The following is a 22,128-nucleotide window of genomic DNA, read 5'->3' on the forward strand; positions in this document are numbered from 1 at the left end:
GCGCGTGACCCGGGGCGTGGCTAAAAATCAGTGAGTGAGCAATAAGGGGGAACGCGCTGATGAGCCAGCCGCCGAATCAGCCGCCGCAGCCGGGTGGCTTCGGAGCACCGCAGGACCCGCCTCCGGGAGGCTTCGGGGCACCGACCCCGCCGCCCCCGCAGGGACCGCCGCCCGGCCCGCCGCCGCAGCAGCCGGGCTACGGCTATCCGCAGCAGCCGGGCCAGCCCGCCCAGCCGGGGCCGTACGGACAGCAGCCCGGACCGTACAACTCCGGCCCGTACGCCCAGCCGCAGCAGCCGGGGCCGTACGGACAGCAGCCCGGCTACGGCTACCCGCAGCAGCAGTACCCCGGCATGCCCGGCGCGCCCGGCACCCCGCCGCCCGGCGGCTCCGGGTCGCGCAACCCGTTCAAGGGCAAGCCCGCCCTCGCCGTCGGCGCCGCGGTCGCGGCCCTGCTCGTCATCGGCGGCAGCGTGTGGGCGGTCACCGCGAGCGGCGGTGACGACGAGAAGGACAAGAAGCCCGTCGTCGCCAAGACCGACGACCCCAAGCCCTCCGGCTCCAAGGGCGGCGCCCCGGTCAACCCCGGTGACGGCAGCGGCGACGGCGGCGAGGACCCCGAGAACCTCAACGAGGGCCGCCAGGCCGGCGAGTCCAAGGTGCTCTGGTACAAGGAGGCGCCCGACGCCCCCGGTTCCGGCGCCGACGCCGACGGCATGTGGATCACCGACAAGGCCGCGGTGAAGGCCGCGTACAAGCAGGTCTTCGCCTACAACGTCGGCGACGGCAAGCCCACCTGGGACCCGGTCACCTTCCCGGAGAAGATCTGCGCGGTCACCCCGGAGAAGACGGCCGACGACAAGATCGTCGTCGCCTACATGAGCGGTTCCAGCGACCGCGCCAAGTGCAACAAGCTCCAGGAGATCGACCTCGCCACCGGCGAGAAGGGCTGGTCGGAGGAGGTCGCCGAGGGCGACCTGTTCGACTCCACGCTCTCCCTGGAACTCACGCTCAGCGGCGACGTCATGATGGTCGGCCGCTCCCAGTCCGGCACCGCCTACGACGTCCGCAGCGGCAAGAAGCTGTACGACAAGAAGAAGTACGGCGACGCCTGCTTCCCCGCCGGGTTCGCGGGCAGCGCGAAGAAGCTCGTCCAGGTCGCCTCCTGCGGCGCCGGCGGCAACAACGCGCACGACGAGCTCCAGGGCCTCGACCCCAAGACCGGCAAGGCCCTGTGGACCTACAAGTACGAGAAGGGCTGGCGGATCGCTCGCGCCTACTCCGTCGACCCGCTCGTCATCTACGCCACCAACGAGGACAAGAAGGTCTGGAACATCTCCTCCTTCACCTCGGCGGGCAAGGTCCGGGAACAGGTCGGCGTCGACGAGGACTTCGCCCCCGAGTGCGGCTGGGCCATCATGGAGCGCGACCTCCAGGGCTGCTCGGGCGTGACCGTCGCCGGGGACACCCTGTACCTGCCGACCGAGGCGACCAGCGGCGCCAACGAGATCGTCGCGATCAACCTCGCCACCGGCAAGGAGAAGTGGCGCGCCAAGTCCCCCGCGGACGAGTCGATGACGCCGATGAAGGCCGAGGGCGACCAGCTGATCGCGTACGTCCAGCCGTCCTACGACGCGGGCGGCCAGGTCGTGTCCATCCCGACCGGCGGCAGCAGCCACAAGCCGGCCAAGCTGCTGCAGAACCCGCAGGGTGTCGCGGACATCGAGAACGGCTTCTACTCCAAGGACATCGACTGGGTGGACGGGCGGTTCTTCATCTCCACCACCCGCCTGAACGGAAACGACGAGTCGAAGGAGAAGTTGATGCTCGCCTACGGCAAGTGACCTCTTCTCCGGTTTCTCCGGTTTCTCCGGGCCACCGTCCCCTTCCGTCCCCGTCGTCTCCGCTCTCCGAGGTGCTCACGTCATGACCCAGCCGCCGCCCCCGCCGCCCAACCAGCCCCCGCAGGGCGGCGGCTTCGGCCCGCCGCAGAACCAGCCGCCGCAGCAGCCGCCCACGCCGCCCTCCGGGCCCGGCCTGGGCAAGGCCCCCGCGCCGGGCTACGGCTACCCGCAGACGCCCGGGGCCGCCCCGCAGACCCCGCCGCAGGCCCCCGCCGCCCCGCCGGCCCCGCCCGCGGGGCCGCCGCCGCAGCAGCCGGGCTACGGCTACCCGCAGACGCCGCCGCAGCCCCAGCCCGGGTACGGCTACCCCGGCCAGCAGCCGGGGCAGCCGGGGCAGCCCGGACCGTACGGGCAGCCGACGCCGCCCTACGGCCAGCCGGGGCAGCCCGGGTACGGCTACCAGCCCGGCTACCAGCCGTCGACCATGCCCATGCAGCCCCAGGCCGGGGGCGGGCCGGGCGGTGGCGGCCGGAAGATCAACGCGCAGGTCGCGATCATCGTCGCGGCCGTCGTCGCGATCGCGCTGATCATCGCCGGCGGGGTCTGGTACGCCGGTTCATCCGGCGACGGGGGCAAGGACGACACCGCGAGCTCCGGCGGCAAGGACGGCGGCGGCGACGGCGGTACGGACCAGAAGGGCGGCGACGGCGGCAAGTCCTCCGGTGCCGTGGAGAAGGCGCCCGCCGACCCCGCCGCGAAGGTGCTCTTCCAGGTCCCGATGCCCGCGGTGAGCAAGGACGACGGCACCGCCGAAGTCTCCGGCTCCTGGCTCACCGACAAGGTGTACGCCAAGAGCGGGGTCGCCGAGGTCGTCGGCTACGACCCCGACAAGGGCAGCAAGAAGTGGACGGTCAAGCTGGAAGGCCCCGTCTGCGCCGTCACCCCGCGCGTCACCGACGACAACAAGACGGTGATCGTCTACGAGCCCGAGATGCCGACCAAGGCGGAGCCCGCCCACGGCTGCACCCAGGTCGCCGTCCTCGACCTGGACGCCGGGAAGAAGGTGTGGACGAAGACCGCCGGCGAAGGGCCGATCTCCTTCGACAACGTCACCATCAGCGGTGACACCGTCGCCGCGGGCAGCACCGAGGGCGGGGTCGCCTTCGACATCGCCAAGGGCGACATCCTCTGGTCCCCGAAGACGACCGACACCTGCTACGACGCCGGCTACGGCGGCGGCGAGAAGCTGGTCGCGGTACGCAAGTGCGGCTCGTACGACGCGCGGCAGTTGAACATCCAGACCATCGACCCCAAGAGCGGGAAGGTGCTCTCCGAGTACAAGATGGCCAAGGGCATCGAGTACGCGGGCATCGTGTCGACGAACCCGCTGGTCGTGGCCGCCGACGTCGGCGACTCCGCCGGTGACGGCAGCGGCATCTCGGACTTCTTCTCCATCGACAACAAGACCGGCAAGCTGCTCAACCGCATCTCGGCGCCCGGTGACCAGTACGCGGCCCGCTGCGACAGCATCACCAAGCCCGAGAACTGCAAGGGGCTCGCGGTCGGCAACGGCAAGCTCTACATCGCCACCGAGGAGCACGAGGGCAGCGGCGAGTCGTACAGCCAGGCCAACGAGGTCGTCGCCTTCGACCTGACCACCGGCAAGCAGACCGGCCAGCGCGCGGACTCCGGCGACGACTACACGATCACCCCGCTGCGCATGGACGGCGGCAACGTGATCGCCTACAAGCGCCCGCCGTACGACAAGGGCGGCCAGATCGTGAGCATCGACGGCGCCTCGTTCAAGCAGACGACGCTGCTGGAGAACCCGGCGACGGAGGCGGTGCGGGACGTGGAGTCCAGCATGTCGCCGGACTACTCCGAGCTGATCTACGCGAACGGGCACTTCTACATGTCGGAGGTGTACGCCAGCGAGCGGGACAGCACGGACGACAAGGAGTACCTGGCGATCGGGTTCGGCACCAGCGGCTGACACCCGGCCCGTCGTCGTCACACGGGTGACCTTTTCGGCCCCGTCCCTGTTCCAGGGGCGGGGCCGTTCGCGTCGAGGGGCCGCGGGATTCCGGCGCTCCGGGGCGGTTCTCGCCGGTAGGGGCAGCGCGCGGGCGGGCTAGCGTGTAGCTTCCGGGGACATGCCGGGGGCATGCCGGGGTGGGACAGGGTGACTGGGGGGTTGCTCCATGGGAGTACGGCTCATGGTGGTCGACGATCACCGATTGCTCGCCGAGGCGCTGGCCTCGGCGCTGAAGCTGCGGGGGCACCGGGTGCTGGCCGCGGCGGCGCCGGCCGCGGGGGCGGCGGAGCTGGTGATCAGCCGGGCGCCGGAGGTGTGCCTGCTGGGGACCGCGACACCGGCCGAGCCGGGGGTCTTCGATCCGGTGGTGCGGATCAAGCGGGAGCGTCCGCAGGTGGCGGTGCTGGTGCTGGGGCCGGTGCCGAGCCCGCGCGGCATCGCGGCGGCGTTCGCGGCGGGGGCGTCGGGGTACGTGCGCCACGACGAGCGCATAGAGGGCGTCGAGCGGGCGATCATGAAGGCGCGGGCCGGGGAGGCGGCGGTGGCGCCGGCGTTGCTGCAGGGCGCCTTCGGCGAGCTGCTGAACCCGGCGGCCCAGCCCGACGACGAGGGGCAGCGGCTGTTGCAGATGCTGACACCGCGGGAGGTGGAGGTGCTGGTGCGGGTCGCCGACGGCGAGGACACGCGTCTGATCGCGGCCGGCATGGGCATCGCCCCGTCCACGGCCCGCACGCACGTCCAGCGCGTCCTGATGAAACTGGGCGTGGGCTCCCGCCTGGAGGCTGCGGCGCTGGCTGCGCGGACGGGGTTGCTGGACCGGGCGGGTGCGTCCGGCAGGTGAGCCGGGTGCGGGGTGCCTCCGGCGGTTGATCGGGTGCGGGGTGCCTGCGGCGCGTTTGCCTCCGGCGGTGGCGCGGGGTGCCTGCGGCGCCTGTGCGGGTGCCTCCGGCGGTGGCGCGGGATGCCTGCGGCGCCTGTGCGGGTGCCTCCGGCGGTGGCGCGGGATGCCTGCGGCGCCGGTGCGGGTTCGGTGGGGGTGTGGGGTGCCTGCGGCGCCTGTGCGGGTTCGGTGGGGGTGCGGGTAGCGCCTTGGGTTCGGTGGGTGGGTCGGGGTCGGGCCGGGGGGTGTCCGTCCTCGGAACGGCGCGGAATCGGTGGGCCACAGATCTGTACGGCGTTGACGCGCCAACCGCTGCGGGCGGACACCCCCCGACCCGCCCCCTCCTCGCCGTACGCGGCTGCCGGCCGCCGTCGTCGTAGCTGCGGGCAGTCGTGCCGCTGGGGCGGCACGGGTGGGCGCAGCGGCACCCCGGCAGCGCCGGGCCGCGCTCCCCACCCCCGCACCCACGCCGGGCACCTTGCGGGCGCCGGGCCGCGTGGCCCACCCCGCGCCCGCGCCCGCGCCGGGCACCCCGCAGCGCCGGGCCGCGTGGCCCACCCCGCGCCCGCGCCCGCACCCGCGCCGGGCGACCGGGAACGCCGGGACACCCGCCCGGCGTCAGATGCGCGTCGTCACTTCTCCCCGTCGGCCCCCTCCAGCGGCGGCGTCGGCGGCGCCGTCGGCCGCAGTTTCAGCCAGGCCAGGAAGAAGACGCCCAGGACCAGCATCCCCACCCCGGTCCACAGGTTGATGTTCACCCCCTGCGCCTTGTCGATCTCGTCGTCGGACGCCACGAAACCCGCGATCGTCACGATGACGCCGTAGATCACGAACAGCCCGCCGATGATCCGCCGGATGTCGAACAGCCGCGCGGCGGTGACGGACTTGGTCTCCAGCTCGGAGACCTCGTCCTGCAGGTTCTTGTCGGAGTAGGAATCAGACATGCTCTCTCAATCCTCCCGCGATCAGAACGAGAACGGGATGTAGCAGGCGGCGGCCAGGACGACCGCCCCCCAGCCCAGCAGCGCCGGCTTGCGGTACCACGCGTCGTCGCCCTTGGCGGGTGCCTCGGACATGCCGGGGGAGGTGGTGCCGTAGACCAGGCCCTGGAGCTCGGTGACCGGCTTCGGCGCGGTGAACAGGGACACCGCGACCATGACCACCGCACCGGCGACGAAGCCCGCGATCGCGGAGACGAAGTTGGCGCCCTGGTCGGAGGGGATGTCGATGATGCCCTGCTTGTAGATCACGAAGTAGTTGACCATCGCCGCCGTCGTGCCCGCGATCAGGCCCCAGAAGCCGGACTTCATGGACGCCCGCTTCCAGAACATGCCGATGATGAAGACCACGAACATCGGCACGTTGAAGAAGGAGAAGAGCGTCTGGAGGTAGCTCATGATGTTCGAGAACGAGGAGGCCAGGAATGCCGTGCCGATCGAGGCCAGGACGCCGATGACCGTGATCAGGCGGCCGAAGCGGACGTAGTAGCCGTCCTCGCGGTCCTTCACCACGTACTTCGCCCAGATGTCGGTGGTGAAGACGGTGTTGAAGGAGGAGATGTTGGCCGCCATGCCGGCCATGAAGGCGGCCAGCAGACCGGTCACGGCGATGCCCAGGACACCGTTGGGCAGCAACTGCTGCATCAGGTACGGGATCGCGTCGTTGTACTGGAGGTCCGAGCCGGGCGTGCCGATCTTCGGGACCAGGACCGCGGCGACCAGGCCCGGGATCATCACCACGAAGACGATGAAGATCTTCGGGAAGGCCGCGATCAGCGGCGTGCGCTGGGCCGCCGAGAGGTTCTTCGCGGACAGGGCGCGCTGCACCTCGGCGAAGTTGGTCGTCCAGTAGCCGAAGGAGAGGACGAAGCCGAGGCCGAGGACGATGGTCAGCCAGTTGGCGCCCAGCGGGTTCTCGCTGCCGATGCCCGTGCCGCCCCACGCCGTCATGAAGTCGGAGCCGTGGGACTTGGAGAGGGAGTCGGACAGGCCGTCCCAGCCGCCGACCTTCTTCAGGCCGAGGACGGTGATCGGGATGAGGCCGGCCAGGATCACGAAGAACTGGAGGACCTCGTTGTAGATGGCCGAGGAGAGGCCGCCCAGGGTGATGTACGCCAGGACGAAGAAGCCGGCCACCACGATGGCCACCCACTCCGGCCAGCCGAGGAGGGCCTCGACGACGATCGCGAGGGCGTAGAGGTTCACGCCGGCGATCAGGATGGCGGCCACCGCGAACAGGGCCGAACTCAGCAGGTGGGAGGCCTTGTCGAAGCGCAGGAGCAGGAACTCCGGTACCGAGCGGACCTTCGAGCCGTAGTAGAACGGCATCATCACCAGGCCGAGGAACACCATCGCCGGAATGGCGCCGATCCAGTACCAGTGGGTGGTGTAGACGCCGTACTGGGCGCTGTTGGCGGCCATGCCGAGGATCTCGGTGGCGCCCAGGTTGGCGGCGACGAAGGCCAGTCCGGTGACCCAGGCGGGCAGCGAACGGCCGGACAGGAAGAAGTCCAGGCTGGTCTTGACCGAACGCCGGGCGGCGAAGCCGATGCCCAGGACGACCACGAAGTAGATCCCGAGGATCGTGTAGTCGAGCCAGTTGGTGGGGAGTCGAAGCTCTGCGGCTAGGTATGTGGGGCTTGTGGGGGTTTGCATTAAGCACTCGCTTCGTTCGCGAACTGATCCGCAGCGGAACCTACGCCTCCGCGTTCAGTAATTGAACACTTTTGGTGATGAACTTTGTTTGATCGTGATGAACGGGGGTCGCGGCAGCCGTGGTGGTGAGTTGTGATGTGTTATGTTTGATTGTGTTCGGTGATGGACGGTGTCCGTGGTGACCGTCATGGGTGGGTGCAGAGGAGTGCGGCAGTGAAAAAGACCTCTACCCGGCTGGCCGACGGCCGTGAGCTGGTCTACTACGACCTGCGGGACGACACCGTGCGCGACGCGGTGGACCGCCGGCCGCTCGAGCGGACCGTCACCACCTCCGAGATCCGGCGTGATCCGCTGCTCGGTGACTCGGTCGCCGTCGCCTCGCACCGTCAGGGCCGCACCTACCATCCGCCGGCCGACCAGTGCCCGCTGTGCCCGTCGGACGGGGAGCGGCTGAGCGAGATTCCGGACTCGGCCTATGACGTGGTGGTCTTCGAGAATCGTTTTCCGTCGCTGGCCGGTGACTCCGGGCGCTGCGAGGTCGTCTGCTTCACCTCCGACCACGACGCCTCCTTCGCCGACCTCGGCGAGGACCAGGCCCGGCTCGTGCTCGACGCCTGGACGGACCGCACCTCCGAGCTGTCCCATCTGCCCTCCGTCGACCAGGTGTTCTGCTTCGAGAACCGGGGCGCCGAGATCGGCGTGACGCTGGGTCACCCGCACGGGCAGATCTACGCCTACCCGTTCACCACTCCCCGCACCGCCCTGATGCTCCGTTCACTCGCCGCCCACAAGGACGCGACCGGCGGGGAGAACCTGTTCGACGCCGTGCTGGAGGAGGAACTGGCCGGTGAGCGGGTCGTCCTGGAGGGTGAGCACTGGGCCGCCTTCGTGCCGTACGCCGCGCACTGGCCGTACGAGGTGCACCTCTACCCGAAGCGGCGGGTGCCCGACCTGCTCGGCCTCGACGAGGCGGCGCGCACAGAATTCCCCAAGGTCTATCTGGAACTGTTGAGGCGCTTCGACCGGATCTTCGGCGAGGGAGAGCCGCCGACGCCGTACATCGCGGCCTGGCACCAGGCGCCGTTCGGTCAGCTGGAGGAGTTCGACGGCGTGACGCGGGACGACTTCGCGCTGCACCTGGAGCTTTTCACCATTCGCCGTACGTCGGGCAAGCTGAAGTTCCTCGCGGGCTCCGAGTCCGGCATGGACGTGTTCATCAACGACGTGCCCCCGGAGCGCGCGGCCGAGCGACTGCGAGAGGTAGCGAGTTCATGAGCGGGAAGTACCTGGTGACGGGCGGGGCCGGCTATGTCGGCAGCGTGGTCGCCCAGCATCTGCTGGAGGCCGGCCACGAGGTCGTCGTCCTCGACAACCTGTCGACGGGCTTCCGGGCGGGCGTTCCGGCGGACGCCGCCTTCATCGAGGGGGACATCCGCGACGCCGCCAAGTGGCTGGACGCGTCCTTCGACGGAGTGCTGCACTTCGCCGCCTTCTCCCAGGTCGGCGAGTCCGTCGTGAAGCCCGAGAAGTACTGGGACAACAACGTGGGCGGCACCATGGCCCTGCTCGAGGCGATGCGCACGGCGGGTGTCCGGCGTCTCGTCTTCTCCTCCACCGCCGCCACCTACGGCGAACCGGAGCAGGTCCCGATCGTCGAGACCGCGCCGACCAGGCCCACCAACCCGTACGGTGCCTCGAAGCTCGCGGTCGACCACATGATCACCGGCGAGGCGGCGGCCCACGGGCTGGGCGCGGTGTCGCTGCGGTACTTCAACGTCGCGGGGGCCTACGGGGAGTACGGCGAGCGCCACGACCCCGAGTCGCACCTCATCCCGCTGGTGCTGCAGGTGGCGCAGGGCAGGCGCGAGGCGATCTCCGTCTTCGGCGACGACTACCCGACGCCGGACGGCACCTGCGTACGCGACTACATCCACGTCGCCGACCTGGCCGAGGCCCACCTGCTGGCCGTGGCGGCCGCCACGCCGGGCGAGCACCTCATCTGCAACCTCGGCAACGGCAACGGCTTCTCCGTCCGCGAGGTCGTCGAGACGGTGCGCCGCGTGACGGGCCACCCCATCCCCGAGGTCGTGGCCCCGCGCCGGGGCGGCGACCCGGCGGTCCTGGTGGCGTCGGCGGACACCGCCCGGGAGAAACTGGGCTGGAACCCGTCCCGCGCGGACCTCGCGGGCATCGTGTCGGACGCTTGGGAGTTCGCGCAGCGGCGCGCGGGCTAGGGCGCACGGCATTCACGGACGTTGGAAGAGCGAGGGGTCAGGGCATGGGCGAGGCTGTCGCGGAAACCGTCGGCGAGCGGTTCCGGGAGCTGTACGGGGCCGTACCGGAGGGCGTGTGGGCGGCGCCGGGCCGGGTGAACCTCATCGGCGAACACACCGACTACAACGACGGCTTCGTCATGCCCTTCGCCCTCCCGCACACCGCCGTCGCGGCCGTCGCCCGGCGCGACGACGGCGTCCTGCGCCTGCACTCGGCCGACATCGCGGCCGACCCGGTCGAGCTGCGCGTCGCCGACCTGACCCCCGGCTCGGACAAGGCCTGGACCGCGTACCCCTCGGGCGTCGTCTGGGCGCTGCGCGAGGCCGGCCACGAGGTGACCGGCGCGGACGTGCACCTGACCTCCACGGTCCCCTCGGGCGCGGGGCTCTCGTCCTCCGCGGCCCTGGAGGTCGTGGTGGCACTGGCGTTGAACGACCTGTACTCCCTCGGCCTGCGCGGCTGGCAGCTGGCCCGCCTGTGCCAGCGCGCGGAGAACGTCTACGTCGGCGCCCCGGTCGGCATCATGGACCAGACGGCCTCCGCCTGCTGCGAGGCGGGTCACGCCCTGTTCCTGGACACCCGGGACCTGTCCCAGCGGCAGATCCCCTTCGACCTCGCCGCCGAGGGCATGCGCCTGCTGGTCGTCGACACCCGCGTCAAGCACTCCCACAGCGAGGGCGAGTACGGCAAGCGCCGCGCCGGCTGCGAGAAGGGCGCCGCGCTGCTGGGCGTCGACGCGTTGCGCGACGTGCCCTACGCCGAGCTGGACGCCGCCCTGGAACGCCTGGGCGACGAGGAGGAGGTGCGCCGCCTGGTCCGGCACGTGGTGACCGAGGACGAGCGTGTCGAGCGGGTGGTCTCGCTCCTGGAGTCCGGCGACACCCGGGCCATCGGGCCCGTGCTGGTGGAGGGACACGCCTCGCTGCGCGACGACTTCCGCATCTCCTGCCGCGAACTGGACCTGGTCGTCGACACGGCCCTCGCCTCCGGCGCCCTCGGCGCCCGCATGACCGGCGGCGGCTTCGGCGGCTCGGCGATCGTCCTGGTGGAGGCCGCCGACGTGGACACCGTCACCAAGGCGGTCGAGGACGCCTTCGCCGCGGCGGACCTGACGGCGCCGCGGGTGTTCGAGGCGGTGCCCTCGGCGGGGGCCCGGCGGGTGGGCTGAGCCCTCGCGGGCTTGTCCCCCGGGGGAGCTACGGGCAGGTGTCCACCGCGGGGTGACGATCGGGGACCGTCGGGCTCCTAGAGTCTTCCTCAGTCGCCGGGAACGCCAACCGGCCGGCCGAGAAAGCTTCTTGAGCACCTGACTCGTACCTGACCCGCACCCCGCCATGCCCGCTGGAGGCCCCCGTGTTCCGCACCCTCGCCAAGGCGACCGCCGCGATCGCCGTCGTCTGCACCGTGGCCGGTGCGGGACTGGTCCTCAACGAGGAGTACGCCAACGCCGAAGCCGGCACCGGGCACACCTCCCCCGCGGCGTCGGCACAGACCTCCTTCACCGGCGAGAAGAAGATCCGTGTCGACGGCCGCACGGTCAACGTCTCCTGCTCCGGCCGCGCCGCACACCGCCACGACCCCCTGGTGCTGCTGATGCCCGGCGGCGGCGAGGGCCTGGACAACATGGCGCCCCTCCAGAAGACGCTGAGCAGGACCGACCGCGTCTGCTCCTACGACCGCCCCGGCGAGGGCAAGAGCGACAAGCCCGCCCCGGGCACCCTGCAGACCATGGACGACGCCGGCGCCCTGCTCACGAAGGTCATCGACCGCCTCGCCGGCGACCGCCCCGTCGTCCTGGCCGGCCACTCCCTGGGCGGCTACATCGCCGCCCGCTACGCCCCCGACCACACCGACCGCGTCAAGGGCCTCGTCCTCCTCGACGCCACCGTCCCCCACCTCACCCGGGACATGAACCGCACCATCCCCTCCGACGCCACCGGCATGGCCGCACAGCTCCGCGCCGGCGCCCTCGCCGCCAACGAGGGGCAGAACCCGGAGCAGTTCGTCATCGCCGACGGCCCGGTCCGCTCCGCCGGACGCATCCCCGTCGAGATCCTCACGCACGAGTCCCAGTACGCCGAGGTCCCCCAGTACGGCCCCGCCCTCGAGGAGATGTGGGCCGACGGCCAGCGCGAATGGCGGAAGCTCTCCCGCCGCAGTCACCTCGCCACCGCCAAGGGCAGCGGCCACTACATCCACGTCGACCGCCCCGACCTCGCCGTCAAGGCCGTCCACAAGGTCACCCACCGCGCCGCCCGCACCCACTGACCGTCCGACACCCCACCGACCGGCCCCGGGCCGTGGCTTCCCCCGCCACGGCCCGGGGCCTCTCCGCCCGGAGTCCGACGACACCGTGCCGGCCCCGTCACCCACATCAGCGAGCCGCTCTCGCGGAGCGAGCCTCATGCGATTCCCGTGCGAGTTCTCCCTTGCTCCAGGTTCCTACCGCCTCGGCCTCTGCAAGGGAGTCACCGCTGCCGGTTGACGGACGCGCCCGCGGATGTCCTGACCACCGCCGGAGCCCGAGGCGCCCGCCTCAGGGAGATCCGCCCGGCCGTTCTGGCCGGACTCGACCCCACCGCTTGACCAGCGTGTACTCCGTGATGCCGGGCGGGTAGTCGGGGATCACGCACACGACGTCGTAGCCGCGCCTCGTGTAGAAGCCCGGGGCCTGGAAGTCCCAGGTCTCCACGCGGGCGGCGGCGCAGCCGCGTTCGGTGCGGGCGGTGCGTTCCGCCTCGTCGAGGAGGGCGGAGCCCAGGCCCGCGTCGCGGTGCCGGCCGTCCACCCACAGATAGGTGACGTGGAGCCAGGTCGCCCAGGTGTGGCCGACCAGGCCACCCGCCAGAGCCCCGGTCTCGTCCAGCACCCACACGTGCAGCGGGAATTCGCGTTCGTGAGGGGTTCCGCGCAGGGAGCGCAGGACGGAGGAGGCCGCTGTGTTCGTCTCCCGCAGGCGGGTGCGCAGCAGATCGCGCCGTTCCTTGTCCACTTCTGTCACAAGACGAAACATGCGGCACACCATAAACGCGTGGGGGAGTCAGTTCTGCAAATAGCCTTCCGCTGTCGGCGCCCGCCCGTACTCTGATGAGCAGCACCGGTGGGGGCCGGTGCCGTTCAGGGGGCGAGACAGCCGGGACGACGCCCGGGCGGGGGCAGCGGTTACCGCACGGCACAGCTGAATACGGGGTCTGGATACGGGGCCTCGGGCGTCGTACCCGTGCCGGTGCCGTCATCCGAGGACGGACAGACGATGGGTATCCCCTGCTCCGCGCGGAGCTCGGGGGAGGGGGTCACGTGGTTCGTATCCGAGTCCTGGTCGTCGACGACCATCGCATCTTCGCAGAGTCGCTCGCGGCCGCCCTGGCCGCCGAGCCCGACGTCGACGTCTCCGCGGCCGGCAGCGGTCCGGCCGCCCTGCGCTGCCTGGAACGCGCCGCGTCCGAGGGACGGAGGTTCGACGTCCTGCTCGTCGACGCCGACCTGGGCGGCCACGTGCCCGGCACCCGGCCCGCCGTGCCCGTGCGCGACGGCAACGAGGACGGGCTGGTCGACGGCATCTCGCTGGTCACGGGGGTGCGGTCGGCGCACCCGGGGGTACGGATCGTCGTCCTCGCCGAGAAGGACGACCCCCGGCGGGCCGCCCTCGCGCTCGGGGCCGGGGCCTCGGGGTGGGTGGCCAAGGACTGCTCGCTGTCCCGGCTGCTCAGCGTCATCCGGGGCGTCCTGCGCGACGAGACCCATTTGCCGCCCGCCCTGCTCACCGGCGTCCTGCGCGAGCTGACCGCCGCCCGCAAGCACCGCACCGAGAGCGAGCTGCTGGTCGAGTCGCTGACCCCGCGCGAACGCGAGGTACTGCGCTGCATGGTCGCCGGCCTCGGACGCAAGGCGGTCGCCGAGCGGCTGTACCTGTCCCCGCACACGGTGCGCACCCACATGCAGAACGTCCTGGGCAAGCTGGGCGTCCACTCCACCCTGGCCGCCGTCGCGCTGGCACGCAGGGCCGGGGTGGGGCCGGCCGACCTGGACCGGCCGTCAACCGGGGATGTTGTCGAACGGGGCGGTCAGCTGGCGTAGCAGGGCCGCCAGTTCGCTGCGCTGGGCACGCGAGAGCTCGCCCAGGATCGCGCGCTCCTGGGCCAGCAGGCCCGCCAGCGACTGGTCGGCGCGGTCCCGGCCCTCGTCCGTCAGCCGGACCAGGACCCCGCGCCGGTCACTGGGGTCGGGCAGGCGCTCCACCAGGCCCTTCTTCGCCAGCCGGTCGATCCGGTTGGTCATCGTGCCCGACGTGACCAGGGTCTGGGTGAGCAGCTGTCCCGGGGAGAGCTGGTACGGGGTGCCGGCCCGGCGCAGCGCCGTCAGCACGTCGAACTCCCACGGCTCGAGATGGTGTTCCGAGAAGGCCAGCCGTCGTGCGCGGTCCAGGTGCCGGGCCAGCCTGCTGACGCGGCTCAGCACCTCGAGCGGTTCCACGTCGAGGTCCGGGCGCTCCCGGCGCCATGCTGCGACCAGCCGATCGACCTCGTCCTCCATGACGATCAGTGTAGTGGTTGTGTCGATGTGAAGTCTCTTGATGTCGACTGTCTTGATAACAAGTGTCTTGACGTCGAGATGATTCTCGGGTGACGCTGGGTACCCGTCCCGCACGGACACCCTCTGGAGGCTCCATGCCCGCCACCGCCCCCACCTGGGACCCCGCCCAGTACCTGCGCCACGCCGGCCACCGCGTCCGCCCCTTCACCGACCTCCTCGCCCGCATACCCGACCTCCCCGCCGACCCGCCCCGCATCGCCGACCTCGGCTGCGGCCCCGGCAACGCCACCGCCCTGCTCGCCGACCGCTGGCCCACCGCCCGCATCACCGGCTACGACAACTCGCCGCAGATGCTGGAGCGGGCCAGGCAGTACGCCGGCCCCACCCCGGGCGGCGGACACCTCGACTTCGCCCCCGCCGACGCCCGCACCTGGACCCCCGACGAGCCCTGCGACCTCCTCGTCAGCAACGCCACCCTCCAGTGGGTCCCCGGCCACGCCGACCGCTTCCCCGACTGGATCGACCGCCTCGCCCCCGGCGGCACCCTCGCCCTCCAGGTGCCCGGCAACTTTCACGCCCCCAGCCACCGCCTGATGCGCGAACTCGCCGACTCCCGGCGCTGGCGGGACCGCCTCACCGGCGTCCTGCGCCACGACGACGCCGTCCTCACCCCCGAGGCCTACCTCGCCCGTCTCACCGCCACCGGCTGCACCGCCGACGTGTGGGAGACCACGTACATCCACCTGCTGCCCGGCGACGACGCCGTCCTCGACTGGGTGAAGGGCACGGGACTGCGGCCCGTGCTGGACGCCCTCGCCGACGACCCGGACGCCCGCGACGCGTTCCTCGACGAATACCGGGCCGTCCTGCGCGCCGCCTACCCCGCCCAGGCACACGGCACCCCCTTCCCCTTCCGCCGCGTCTTCGCCGTCGCACGGAAGGAACCCGGGGGAGGCGGCCGTTGATCACCGGCCTCGACCACGTGCAGCTCACCGCGCCGCCCGGCTCAGAGGACACCCTCCGGGCCTTCTACGCCGGAGTCCTCGGCATGACCGAGATCCCCAAGCCGCCCGCGCTCGCCGCCCGCGGCGGCTGCTGGTTCACGGCCGGCACCGCCCGGCTCCACCTGGGCGTGGAAACGACCGGCTTCCGCCCCGCCCACAAGGCCCATCCCGGGCTGCGGGTCACCGGCATCGATGCGTACGCCGCTCGTTTGACGGCCCACGGCACGTCCGTCACCTGGGACGACGGCCTGCCCGGCCACCGGCGCTTCTACTGCGCCGACCCCGTCGGCAACCGCCTGGAGTTCCTGGAACCGGACGGATCCGCCCACCACTGACCCCGGCGGCTCACACCACGCCGTCCGCGACGAGCGCGTCGATCTCCTCCTCCGACAGGCCGAGGCCGCCGAGTACGGCACGGGTGTGCTCGCCCAGTGCCGGGACCGCCTCCATCCGGGGCGCCCCACCGGTCGGGCCGGGCGGCGCCAGGGCCGGAACGGGACCGGCCGGCGTGGGCACCTCGTGCAGGCGTCCGCGCGCGGCCAGTTGAGGGTGCTCCCACACCTCGGCCAGCGTGTTCACCCGGGCATTGGCGACCGGCACCGCGTCGAGCAGCCCGATCGCCTCGTCAGCGGTCAGCTCCGCGAACCGGGCCGCGATCAGCGCGCCCAGCTCCTCCCGGTGCGCGTCGCGGTCCGCGTTGGTCGCGTAGTGCGGATGCCCGGCCAGCTCCGGACGGCCCAGGAAGCCCGCACAGAAGCCGTGCCACTCGCGCTCGTTCTGCACCGCCGTCATCACGACCTTCCCGTCGCCCGCCGTGAACGGGCCGTACGGATAGATCGTCGCGTGCGCCGCTCCCGCCCGCGGCGGCGGCTCGCCCGAGTCGAAGGAGTAGTACAGCGGGAAGCCCAGCCACTCCACGGTGGCCTCCAGCATCGACACGTCCAGGTGCGTGCCCCGGCCCGTCCGGCCACGTTCGAGGAGCGCGCCCAGGATCGAGCTGTACGCGTACATCCCGGCGGCGATGTCCGACACCGGGATGCCCGCCTTCGCCGCCTCCTCCCGGGTGCCCGTGACCGACAGCAGCCCCGCCTCGGACTGCACCAGCAGGTCGTACGCCTTGCGGTCCGCGTAGGGGCCCGGCGCGCCGTAGCCCGAGATGTCGCACACGATCAGCCCCGGATGCGCCGCCCGCAGCTCGTCGGCGCCCAGACCCGCGCGGGCCGCGGCGCCCGGCGCCAGGTTCTGCAGGAAGACGTCGGCGTCCGCGATCAGCCGGCGCAGCAGCTCCAGGCCCCGCGGCTCCTTGAAGTCCAGAGTGAGGGACTCCTTGTTGCGGTTGACCCACACGAAGTGCGAACTCAGACCCCGCACCCGGGAGTCGTACGCCCGCGCGAAATCCCCCGTCCCCGGGCGCTCCACCTTGATCACCCGCGCGCCGAGGTCGGCGAGCTGACGGCTGGCGTAGGGAGCGGCGATCGCCTGCTCCAGCGAGACGACCGTGACGCCGCGCAGTGGCTGCATGTGTTCCGCCCCTCGCGGCCGCTAGCTCTTGCGGTGCCCTATCAGCCGCGGCTTCGGCTCCAGGCCGTCCAGGCCGTGCCACGCCAGGTTCACCAGGTGCGCCGCCACCTCCGCCTTCTTCGGGCGCCGCACGTCGAGCCACCACTGGCCGGTCAGCGCCACCATGCCCACCAGCGCCTGCGCGTACAGCGGGGCCAGCTTGGCGTCGAAGCCGCGGCTCTTGAACTCCCGGCCCAGGATGTCCTCCACCTGGGTGGCGATGTCCGAGATGAGCGAGGCGAAGGTACCCGTCGACTGGGGGATGGGGGAGTCGCGGACCAGGATGCGGAAACCGTCCGTGTACTCCTCGATGTAGTCCAGGAGCGCGAAGGCCGCCTGCTCGCACAGCTCCCGCGGATGCCCCGCCGTCAGCGAGCCGGTCACCATGTCCAGCAGCCGCCGCATCTCACGGTCCACGACCACCGCGTACAGGCCCTCCTTGCCGCCGAAGTGCTCGTACACCACCGGCTTGGACACCCCGGCCTTCGCCGCGATCTCCTCCACCGACGTGCCCTCGAAACCCTTCGCCGCGAAGAGGGTGCGGCCGATCTCCAGCAGCTGCTGGCGGCGCTCGGCACCGGTCATCCGGGTGCGACGCGCTCGCCGCGGCTTCTCGTTGCTTGGGGTGCTGCTGGAGTCGGTCGCCACGGCGTCAATCATGCCGCCTTCGCCGTCTCCTTCCGGCGGCGGGCGCCGTCTTGATCCGTGTTGCGGCGCGAATCGATACGCGAGCGTGACGGCCAGCGCACGTCGTACGCCCACCCCAGCTGCTCGAACCAGCGGATCAGCCGGGCCGAGGAGTCCAGCTGCCCCCGCATCACCCCGTGCCGCGCCGACGTCGGGTCCGCGTGGTGCAGGTTGTGCCAGGACTCACCGCAGGACAGCACCGCCAGCCACCACACGTTGCCCGAACGGTCCCGGGACTTGAAAGGCCGCTTGCCCACCGCGTGGCAGATCGAGTTGATCGACCACGTCACATGGTGCAGCAACGCCACCCGCACGAGTGAACCCCAGAAGAAGCCGGTGAACGCGCCCCACCAGGACATCGTCACCAGACCGCCGATCAGCGCCGGCAGCGCCAGGGAGACCGCCGTCCACAGGATGAACTGGCGGGAGATCGCCCGCAGCGCCGGGTCCTTGATCAGATCCGGGGCGTACTTGTCCTGCGGCGTCTGCTCCTCGTCGAACATCCACGCGATGTGCGCCCACCACAGGCCCTTGATCAGGGCCGGGACCGTCTCGCCGTACCGCCACGGCGAGTGCGGGTCGCCCTCGTCGTCGGAGAACTTGTGGTGCTTGCGGTGGTCGGCCACCCAGCGCACCAGCGGCCCCTCGACCGCCATCGACCCCGCGATCGCCAGCGCGATCTTCAACGGCCGCTTCGCCTTGAAGGAACCATGGGTGAAGTGACGGTGGAAGCCGATCGTGATGCCGTGGCAGCCCAGGAAGTAGAAGAAGACCAGCAGCCCCAGGTCCAGCCAGCTCACGCCCCACCCCCACGCCAGCGGCACCGCCGCCACCAGCGCGAGGAACGGAACGGTGATGAACAGCAGCAGCGTGATCTGCTCGATCGACCGCTTCTGCTCACCACCCAGCGTGGCGGAGGACGCCGCGGCGGCATCGGCCGGCTGCGGAGCGTCTGGGATCACATCGGAACTCGTGGTCATGCGCGTCCCCTGTGGGGTCGAGGGTGGGTCGGTGCCGGGCTCCGGGAACCTGCACGGTTTTCCTACGGTTCCGTAACCTACGGCGACGTAAGTATGGCAGTGCGTGGCCGCGCGGCAAGAGCCCCAGAGCCTGCGCGTCCTGACCGACACCTATCCTGGAAGCCGGTCGGACAGCGCGGTCCGCTCTGATTACTTCCCGGACGTCCGGCCCGGTAAGCGGCGCCCGCCGCGCGAGACGGCCGTCCGGGTTCCCTCCCAGACGAGCTTCAACACTGCAAGGAGCCGCACCTGTGAGCAGTGCCGACGACCAGACCACCACGACGACCAGCAGCGAGCTGCGCGCCGACATCCGCCGACTGGGTGATCTCCTCGGCGAGACCCTCGTCCGGCAGGAAGGCCCCGAACTGCTGGAACTCGTCGAGAAGGTACGCCGACTCACCCGCGAGGACGGCGAGGCCGCCGCCGAACTGCTGCGCGGCACCGAACTGGAGACCGCCGCCAAGCTCGTCCGCGCCTTCTCCACCTACTTCCACCTCGCCAACGTCACCGAACAGGTCCACCGCGGCCGCGAACTGGGCGCCAAGCGCGCCGCCGAAGGCGGACTGCTCGCCCGTACCGCCGACCGGCTCAAGGACGCCGACCCCGAGCACCTGCGCGAGACGGTCCGCAACCTCAACGTGCGCCCCGTCTTCACCGCCCACCCCACCGAGGCCGCCCGCCGCTCCGTCCTCAACAAGCTGCGCCGCATCGCGGCCCTCCTGGACACCCCCGTCAACGAGAGCGACCGGCGCCGCCTCGACACCCGCCTCGCCGAGAACATCGACCTCGTCTGGCAGACCGACGAACTGCGCGTCGTCCGCCCCGAGCCCGCCGACGAGGCCCGCAACGCCATCTACTACCTCGACGAACTCCACGCCGGCGCCGTCGGCGACGTCCTCGAGGACCTGACGGCGGAACTGGAGCGCGCGGGCGTCAAGCTCCCCGACGACACCCGCCCCCTCACCTTCGGCACCTGGATCGGCGGCGACCGCGACGGCAACCCCAACGTCACCCCCCAGGTGACCTGGGACGTCCTCATCCTCCAGCACGAACACGGCATCAACGACGCCCTGGAGATGATCGACGAACTGCGCGGCTTCCTCTCCAACTCCATCCGCTACGCGGGCGCCACCGAGGAACTGCTGACCTCCCTCCAGGCCGACATCGAACGGCTCCCCGAGATCAGCCCCCGCTACAAGCGCCTCAACGCCGAGGAGCCCTACCGGCTCAAGGCCACCTGCATCCGGCAGAAGCTGGAGAACACCAAGCAGCGCCTCGCCAAGGGCACCCCCCACGAAGAGGGCCGCGACTACCTCGGCACCGCCCAGCTCATCGACGACCTGCGCACCGTCCAGACCTCGCTGCGCGAGCACCGCGGCGGCCTCTTCGCCGACGGCCGCCTCGCCCGCACCATCCGCACGCTGGCCGCCTTCGGCCTCCAGCTCGCCACCATGGACGTCCGCGAACACGCCGACGCCCACCACCACGCCCTCGGCCAGCTCTTCGACCGGCTCGGCGAGGAATCCTGGCGCTACGCCGACATGCCCCGCGAGTACCGCACCAAGCTCCTCGCCAAGGAACTGCGCTCCCGCAGGCCGCTCGCCCCCACCCCGGCCCCCGTCGACGCCCCCGGCGAGAAGACCCTCGGCGTCTTCCAGACCGTCCGCCGCGCCCTGGAGGTCTTCGGACCCGAGGTCATCGAGTCCTACATCATCTCCATGTGCCAGGGCGCCGACGACGTCTTCGCCGCGACCGTGCTCGCCCGCGAGGCCGGACTCATCGACCTGCACGCCGGCTGGGCCAAGATCGGCATCGTCCCCCTCCTGGAGACCACCGAGGAACTCAAGGCCGCCGACACCATCCTCGAAGACCTCCTCTCCGACCCCTCCTACCGGCGCCTGGTCGCCCTGCGCGGCGACGTCCAGGAGGTCATGCTCGGCTACTCCGACTCCTCCAAGTTCGGCGGCATCACCACCAGCCAGTGGGAGATCCACCGCGCCCAGCGCCGCCTGCGCGACGTCGCCCACCGCTACGGCGTACGCCTGCGCCTCTTCCACGGCCGCGGCGGCACCGTCGGCCGCGGCGGCGGCCCCACCCACGACGCCATCCTCGCCCAGCCCTGGGGCACCCTGGAGGGCGAGATCAAGGTCACCGAACAGGGCGAGGTCATCTCCGACAAGTACCTCATCCCGGCCCTGGCCCGGGAGAACCTGGAACTGACCGTCGCGGCCACCCTCCAGGCCTCCGCCCTGCACACCGCGCCCCGCCAGTCCGACGAGGCGCTGGCCCGCTGGGACGCCGCCATGGACGTCGTCTCCGACGCCGCCCACACCGCCTACCGCAAGCTCGTCGAGGACCCCGACCTGCCGGCCTACTTCCTGGCCTCCACGCCGGTCGACCAGCTCGCCGACCTGCACCTGGGCTCCCGGCCCTCCCGCCGCCCCGGCTCCGGCGTCTCCCTCGACGGACTGCGCGCCATCCCGTGGGTGTTCGGCTGGACCCAGTCCCGCCAGATCGTCCCCGGCTGGTACGGCGTCGGCTCCGGCCTCAAGGCCCTGCGCGAGGCCGGCCTCGACACCGTCCTGGACGAGATGCACCAGCAGTGGCACTTCTTCCGCAACTTCATCTCCAACGTCGAGATGACCCTCGCCAAGACCGACCTGCGCATCGCCCAGCACTACGTCGACACCCTCGTCCCCGACGAGCTCAAGCACGTCTTCGACCGGATCAAGGCCGAGCACGAGCTCACCGTCGCCGAGGTCCTGCGCGTCACCGGCGAGAGTGAACTGCTGGACGCCGACCCGGTCCTCAAGCAGACCTTCACCATCCGCGACGCCTACCTCGACCCCATCTCCTACCTCCAGGTCGCCCTCCTGGGCCGCCAGCGCGAAGCGGCCGCCGCCAACGCCGAACCGGACCCCCTCCTCGCCCGAGCCCTCCTCCTCACGGTCAACGGCGTAGCGGCCGGCCTGCGCAACACCGGCTGACGCCGGGCAGCGCACCCCCGCGCCCGCCCCGACGCCCCGCACGTGAGAACACCGGTGCCCCGAGCTCGCACAGAGCCCGGGGCACCCTCACGTCGTACGCGACACCCTCACACCGCGAAGAACGCCGCCGTCAGCAGCACAACCCCCGCTCCCGCCATCCCCCAGGCCACCCGCGTCCGCCGCAGCCCCCCGGCCACGACCACCGACGCCAACAACAACGCCCCACCCAACGGCACCCACGCGTACAGCACCCCCGCCGGCCCCGACCGCACCACCTCGTCACCGCCGGGCTTCACCACCACCGAGTACGTCCGCCCCTTCGCCACGGCGACCGAGTCCTCGATCACGACCCGCTCCCGCGCCTGCGACCCCGCCGACACCGGCGAGTACGGCCCGCTGCACACCCCGCCCCCGCACCGCGCCACCCGGACCGTGCCCTGCTCCCGCCCCTTGGTCAGCAGCACGTGCTGCGCCGTACCCCACGACGCCCAGACACCGGCGATCAGAATCAGCGCCGTGACCGTCCCCATCGCCGCGACCCGGCCGAAGGTCAGCAGGGCGGACGACGCGGACGACGCGGACGACGCCTGACGGGCACGAGCGGCAGCGGCAGAGGCAGGCATGGCCGGGATCATTGGCCATACCTACACG

At 71.5% G+C, this 22,128-nt stretch carries 19 protein-coding genes; 11 read left to right on the forward strand and 8 right to left on the reverse strand.

What is annotated here, in order from left to right:
* Nucleotides 1–59 precede the first annotated feature (59 nt).
* From NI25_RS23165 to NI25_RS23175, 3 genes are all read left to right on the forward strand, one after another.
* Nucleotides 60–1,844, forward strand: coding sequence for a PQQ-binding-like beta-propeller repeat protein (locus NI25_RS23165; RefSeq protein ID WP_061444282.1), 1,785 nt, complete (start codon nt 60–62; stop codon nt 1,842–1,844).
* A gap of 82 nt (nt 1,845–1,926) precedes the next feature.
* Nucleotides 1,927–3,837, forward strand: coding sequence for a PQQ-binding-like beta-propeller repeat protein (locus NI25_RS23170; protein WP_199561010.1), 1,911 nt, complete (start codon nt 1,927–1,929; stop codon nt 3,835–3,837).
* 208 nt (nt 3,838–4,045) lie between these two features.
* The gene (locus NI25_RS23175; protein ID WP_061444283.1) at nt 4,046–4,720 is read left to right on the forward strand and encodes a helix-turn-helix transcriptional regulator; all 675 of its coding nucleotides are present in this window, start codon (nt 4,046–4,048) and stop codon (nt 4,718–4,720) included.
* Nucleotides 4,721–5,391: 671 nt separating this feature from the next.
* On the opposite strand, the gene NI25_RS23180 is transcribed toward NI25_RS23175, so the two are convergent.
* Nucleotides 5,392–5,703 carry a hypothetical protein gene (locus tag NI25_RS23180; RefSeq protein WP_061444284.1) on the reverse strand — a complete coding sequence of 104 codons (312 nt, stop codon included), beginning with the start codon at nt 5,701–5,703 and terminating at the stop codon, nt 5,392–5,394.
* A gap of 21 nt (nt 5,704–5,724) precedes the next feature.
* The gene (locus tag NI25_RS23185) at nt 5,725–7,413 is read right to left on the reverse strand and encodes a sodium:solute symporter family protein (protein ID WP_061444285.1); all 1,689 of its coding nucleotides are present in this window, start codon (nt 7,411–7,413) and stop codon (nt 5,725–5,727) included.
* Between the two features lie 213 nt (nt 7,414–7,626).
* Here NI25_RS23185 and galT point away from each other — a divergent pair, with 213 nt between their 5' ends.
* From galT to NI25_RS23205, 4 genes are all read left to right on the forward strand, one after another.
* A complete protein-coding gene (galT, locus tag NI25_RS23190) occupies nt 7,627–8,688 on the forward strand; it encodes a galactose-1-phosphate uridylyltransferase (RefSeq protein WP_061444286.1) in 1,062 nt (353 codons plus the stop codon).
* Complete coding sequence (galE, locus tag NI25_RS23195; protein WP_061444287.1) at nt 8,685–9,647, forward strand: UDP-glucose 4-epimerase GalE; 963 nt, start codon at nt 8,685–8,687, stop codon at nt 9,645–9,647. Before galT ends, galE begins: the two co-directional genes overlap by 4 nt.
* 44 nt (nt 9,648–9,691) lie before the next feature.
* The gene (gene galK, locus NI25_RS23200; RefSeq protein ID WP_061444288.1) at nt 9,692–10,855 is read left to right on the forward strand and encodes a galactokinase; all 1,164 of its coding nucleotides are present in this window, start codon (nt 9,692–9,694) and stop codon (nt 10,853–10,855) included.
* A 185-nt stretch (nt 10,856–11,040) separates the two neighbouring features.
* Nucleotides 11,041–11,955: an alpha/beta fold hydrolase gene (locus NI25_RS23205; protein WP_061444289.1), complete on the forward strand. Its 915-nt coding sequence runs from the start codon at nt 11,041–11,043 to the stop codon at nt 11,953–11,955.
* A gap of 268 nt (nt 11,956–12,223) precedes the next feature.
* On the opposite strand, the gene NI25_RS23210 is transcribed toward NI25_RS23205, so the two are convergent.
* Nucleotides 12,224–12,712: a GNAT family N-acetyltransferase gene (locus NI25_RS23210; RefSeq protein WP_061444290.1), complete on the reverse strand. Its 489-nt coding sequence runs from the start codon at nt 12,710–12,712 to the stop codon at nt 12,224–12,226.
* 272 nt (nt 12,713–12,984) lie between these two features.
* Here NI25_RS23210 and NI25_RS23215 point away from each other — a divergent pair, with 272 nt between their 5' ends.
* On the forward strand, nt 12,985–13,764 hold the full coding sequence (locus NI25_RS23215) for a response regulator transcription factor (RefSeq protein ID WP_061444291.1): 780 nt from the start codon (nt 12,985–12,987) through the stop codon (nt 13,762–13,764).
* On the opposite strand, the gene tamR is transcribed toward NI25_RS23215, so the two are convergent.
* Nucleotides 13,723–14,220, reverse strand: coding sequence for a MarR family transcriptional regulator TamR (gene tamR / locus NI25_RS23220; RefSeq protein ID WP_061444292.1), 498 nt, complete (start codon nt 14,218–14,220; stop codon nt 13,723–13,725). The genes NI25_RS23215 and tamR overlap by 42 nt on opposite strands.
* 134 nt (nt 14,221–14,354) lie before the next feature.
* On the opposite strand from tamR, the gene NI25_RS23225 reads away from it, so the two are divergent.
* Nucleotides 14,355–15,185 (forward strand): trans-aconitate 2-methyltransferase, encoded by an 831-nt coding sequence (locus tag NI25_RS23225; protein WP_061444293.1) that lies wholly within the window; start codon nt 14,355–14,357, stop codon nt 15,183–15,185.
* Entirely contained in the window at nt 15,182–15,559 is a 378-nt protein-coding gene (locus NI25_RS23230) for a VOC family protein (protein ID WP_061444294.1), read from the forward strand. Before NI25_RS23225 ends, NI25_RS23230 begins: the two co-directional genes overlap by 4 nt.
* Before the next feature lie 10 nt (nt 15,560–15,569).
* On the opposite strand, the gene NI25_RS23235 is transcribed toward NI25_RS23230, so the two are convergent.
* Genes NI25_RS23235 through NI25_RS23245 form a run of 3 tightly spaced genes read right to left on the reverse strand, consistent with a single transcriptional unit; the run spans nt 15,570 to nt 18,451 of the window.
* Nucleotides 15,570–16,745, reverse strand: a complete 1,176-nt coding sequence (locus NI25_RS23235; protein WP_061444295.1) for a CaiB/BaiF CoA transferase family protein — start codon at nt 16,743–16,745, stop codon at nt 15,570–15,572.
* Between the two features lie 21 nt (nt 16,746–16,766).
* On the reverse strand, nt 16,767–17,444 hold the full coding sequence (locus tag NI25_RS23240) for a TetR/AcrR family transcriptional regulator (protein ID WP_061444296.1): 678 nt from the start codon (nt 17,442–17,444) through the stop codon (nt 16,767–16,769).
* Entirely contained in the window at nt 17,441–18,451 is a 1,011-nt protein-coding gene (locus NI25_RS23245; RefSeq protein ID WP_061444297.1) for an acyl-CoA desaturase, read from the reverse strand. The genes NI25_RS23240 and NI25_RS23245 overlap by 4 nt, the downstream gene beginning before the upstream one ends.
* Before the next feature lie 290 nt (nt 18,452–18,741).
* Here NI25_RS23245 and ppc point away from each other — a divergent pair, with 290 nt between their 5' ends.
* Nucleotides 18,742–21,477, forward strand: coding sequence for a phosphoenolpyruvate carboxylase (ppc, locus tag NI25_RS23250; protein WP_061444298.1), 2,736 nt, complete (start codon nt 18,742–18,744; stop codon nt 21,475–21,477).
* Nucleotides 21,478–21,584: 107 nt separating this feature from the next.
* On the opposite strand, the gene NI25_RS23255 is transcribed toward ppc, so the two are convergent.
* The gene (locus NI25_RS23255) at nt 21,585–22,112 is read right to left on the reverse strand and encodes a hypothetical protein (protein ID WP_107071813.1); all 528 of its coding nucleotides are present in this window, start codon (nt 22,110–22,112) and stop codon (nt 21,585–21,587) included.
* Nucleotides 22,113–22,128: the final 16 nt, after the last annotated feature.

It is taken from the genome of Streptomyces sp. CCM_MD2014 (assembly GCF_000772045.1).
Taxonomy (GTDB): Bacteria; Actinomycetota; Actinomycetes; order Streptomycetales; family Streptomycetaceae; genus Streptomyces; species Streptomyces salinarius.

Bases quoted from the DNA above. Each gene is read 5' to 3' on its own strand.
- NI25_RS23165 (WP_061444282.1), top strand. From the start codon at position 60: ATGAGCCAGCCGCCGAATCAGCCGCCGCAGCCGGGTGGCTTCGGAGCA.
- NI25_RS23255 (WP_107071813.1), bottom strand. From the start codon at position 22,112: ATGATCCCGGCCATGCCTGCCTCTGCCGCTGCCGCTCGTGCCCGTCAG.
- NI25_RS23180 (WP_061444284.1), bottom strand. From the start codon at position 5,703: ATGTCTGATTCCTACTCCGACAAGAACCTGCAGGACGAGGTCTCCGAG.
- NI25_RS23185 (WP_061444285.1), bottom strand. From the start codon at position 7,413: ATGCAAACCCCCACAAGCCCCACATACCTAGCCGCAGAGCTTCGACTC.
- NI25_RS23170 (WP_199561010.1), top strand. From the start codon at position 1,927: ATGACCCAGCCGCCGCCCCCGCCGCCCAACCAGCCCCCGCAGGGCGGC.
- tamR (WP_061444292.1), bottom strand. From the start codon at position 14,220: ATGGAGGACGAGGTCGATCGGCTGGTCGCAGCATGGCGCCGGGAGCGC.
- NI25_RS23245 (WP_061444297.1), bottom strand. From the start codon at position 18,451: ATGACCACGAGTTCCGATGTGATCCCAGACGCTCCGCAGCCGGCCGAT.
- NI25_RS23225 (WP_061444293.1), top strand. From the start codon at position 14,355: ATGCCCGCCACCGCCCCCACCTGGGACCCCGCCCAGTACCTGCGCCAC.
- NI25_RS23235 (WP_061444295.1), bottom strand. From the start codon at position 16,745: ATGCAGCCACTGCGCGGCGTCACGGTCGTCTCGCTGGAGCAGGCGATC.
- NI25_RS23175 (WP_061444283.1), top strand. From the start codon at position 4,046: ATGGGAGTACGGCTCATGGTGGTCGACGATCACCGATTGCTCGCCGAG.
- NI25_RS23240 (WP_061444296.1), bottom strand. From the start codon at position 17,444: ATGATTGACGCCGTGGCGACCGACTCCAGCAGCACCCCAAGCAACGAG.
- galE (WP_061444287.1), top strand. From the start codon at position 8,685: ATGAGCGGGAAGTACCTGGTGACGGGCGGGGCCGGCTATGTCGGCAGC.
- galK (WP_061444288.1), top strand. From the start codon at position 9,692: ATGGGCGAGGCTGTCGCGGAAACCGTCGGCGAGCGGTTCCGGGAGCTG.
- NI25_RS23210 (WP_061444290.1), bottom strand. From the start codon at position 12,712: ATGGTGTGCCGCATGTTTCGTCTTGTGACAGAAGTGGACAAGGAACGG.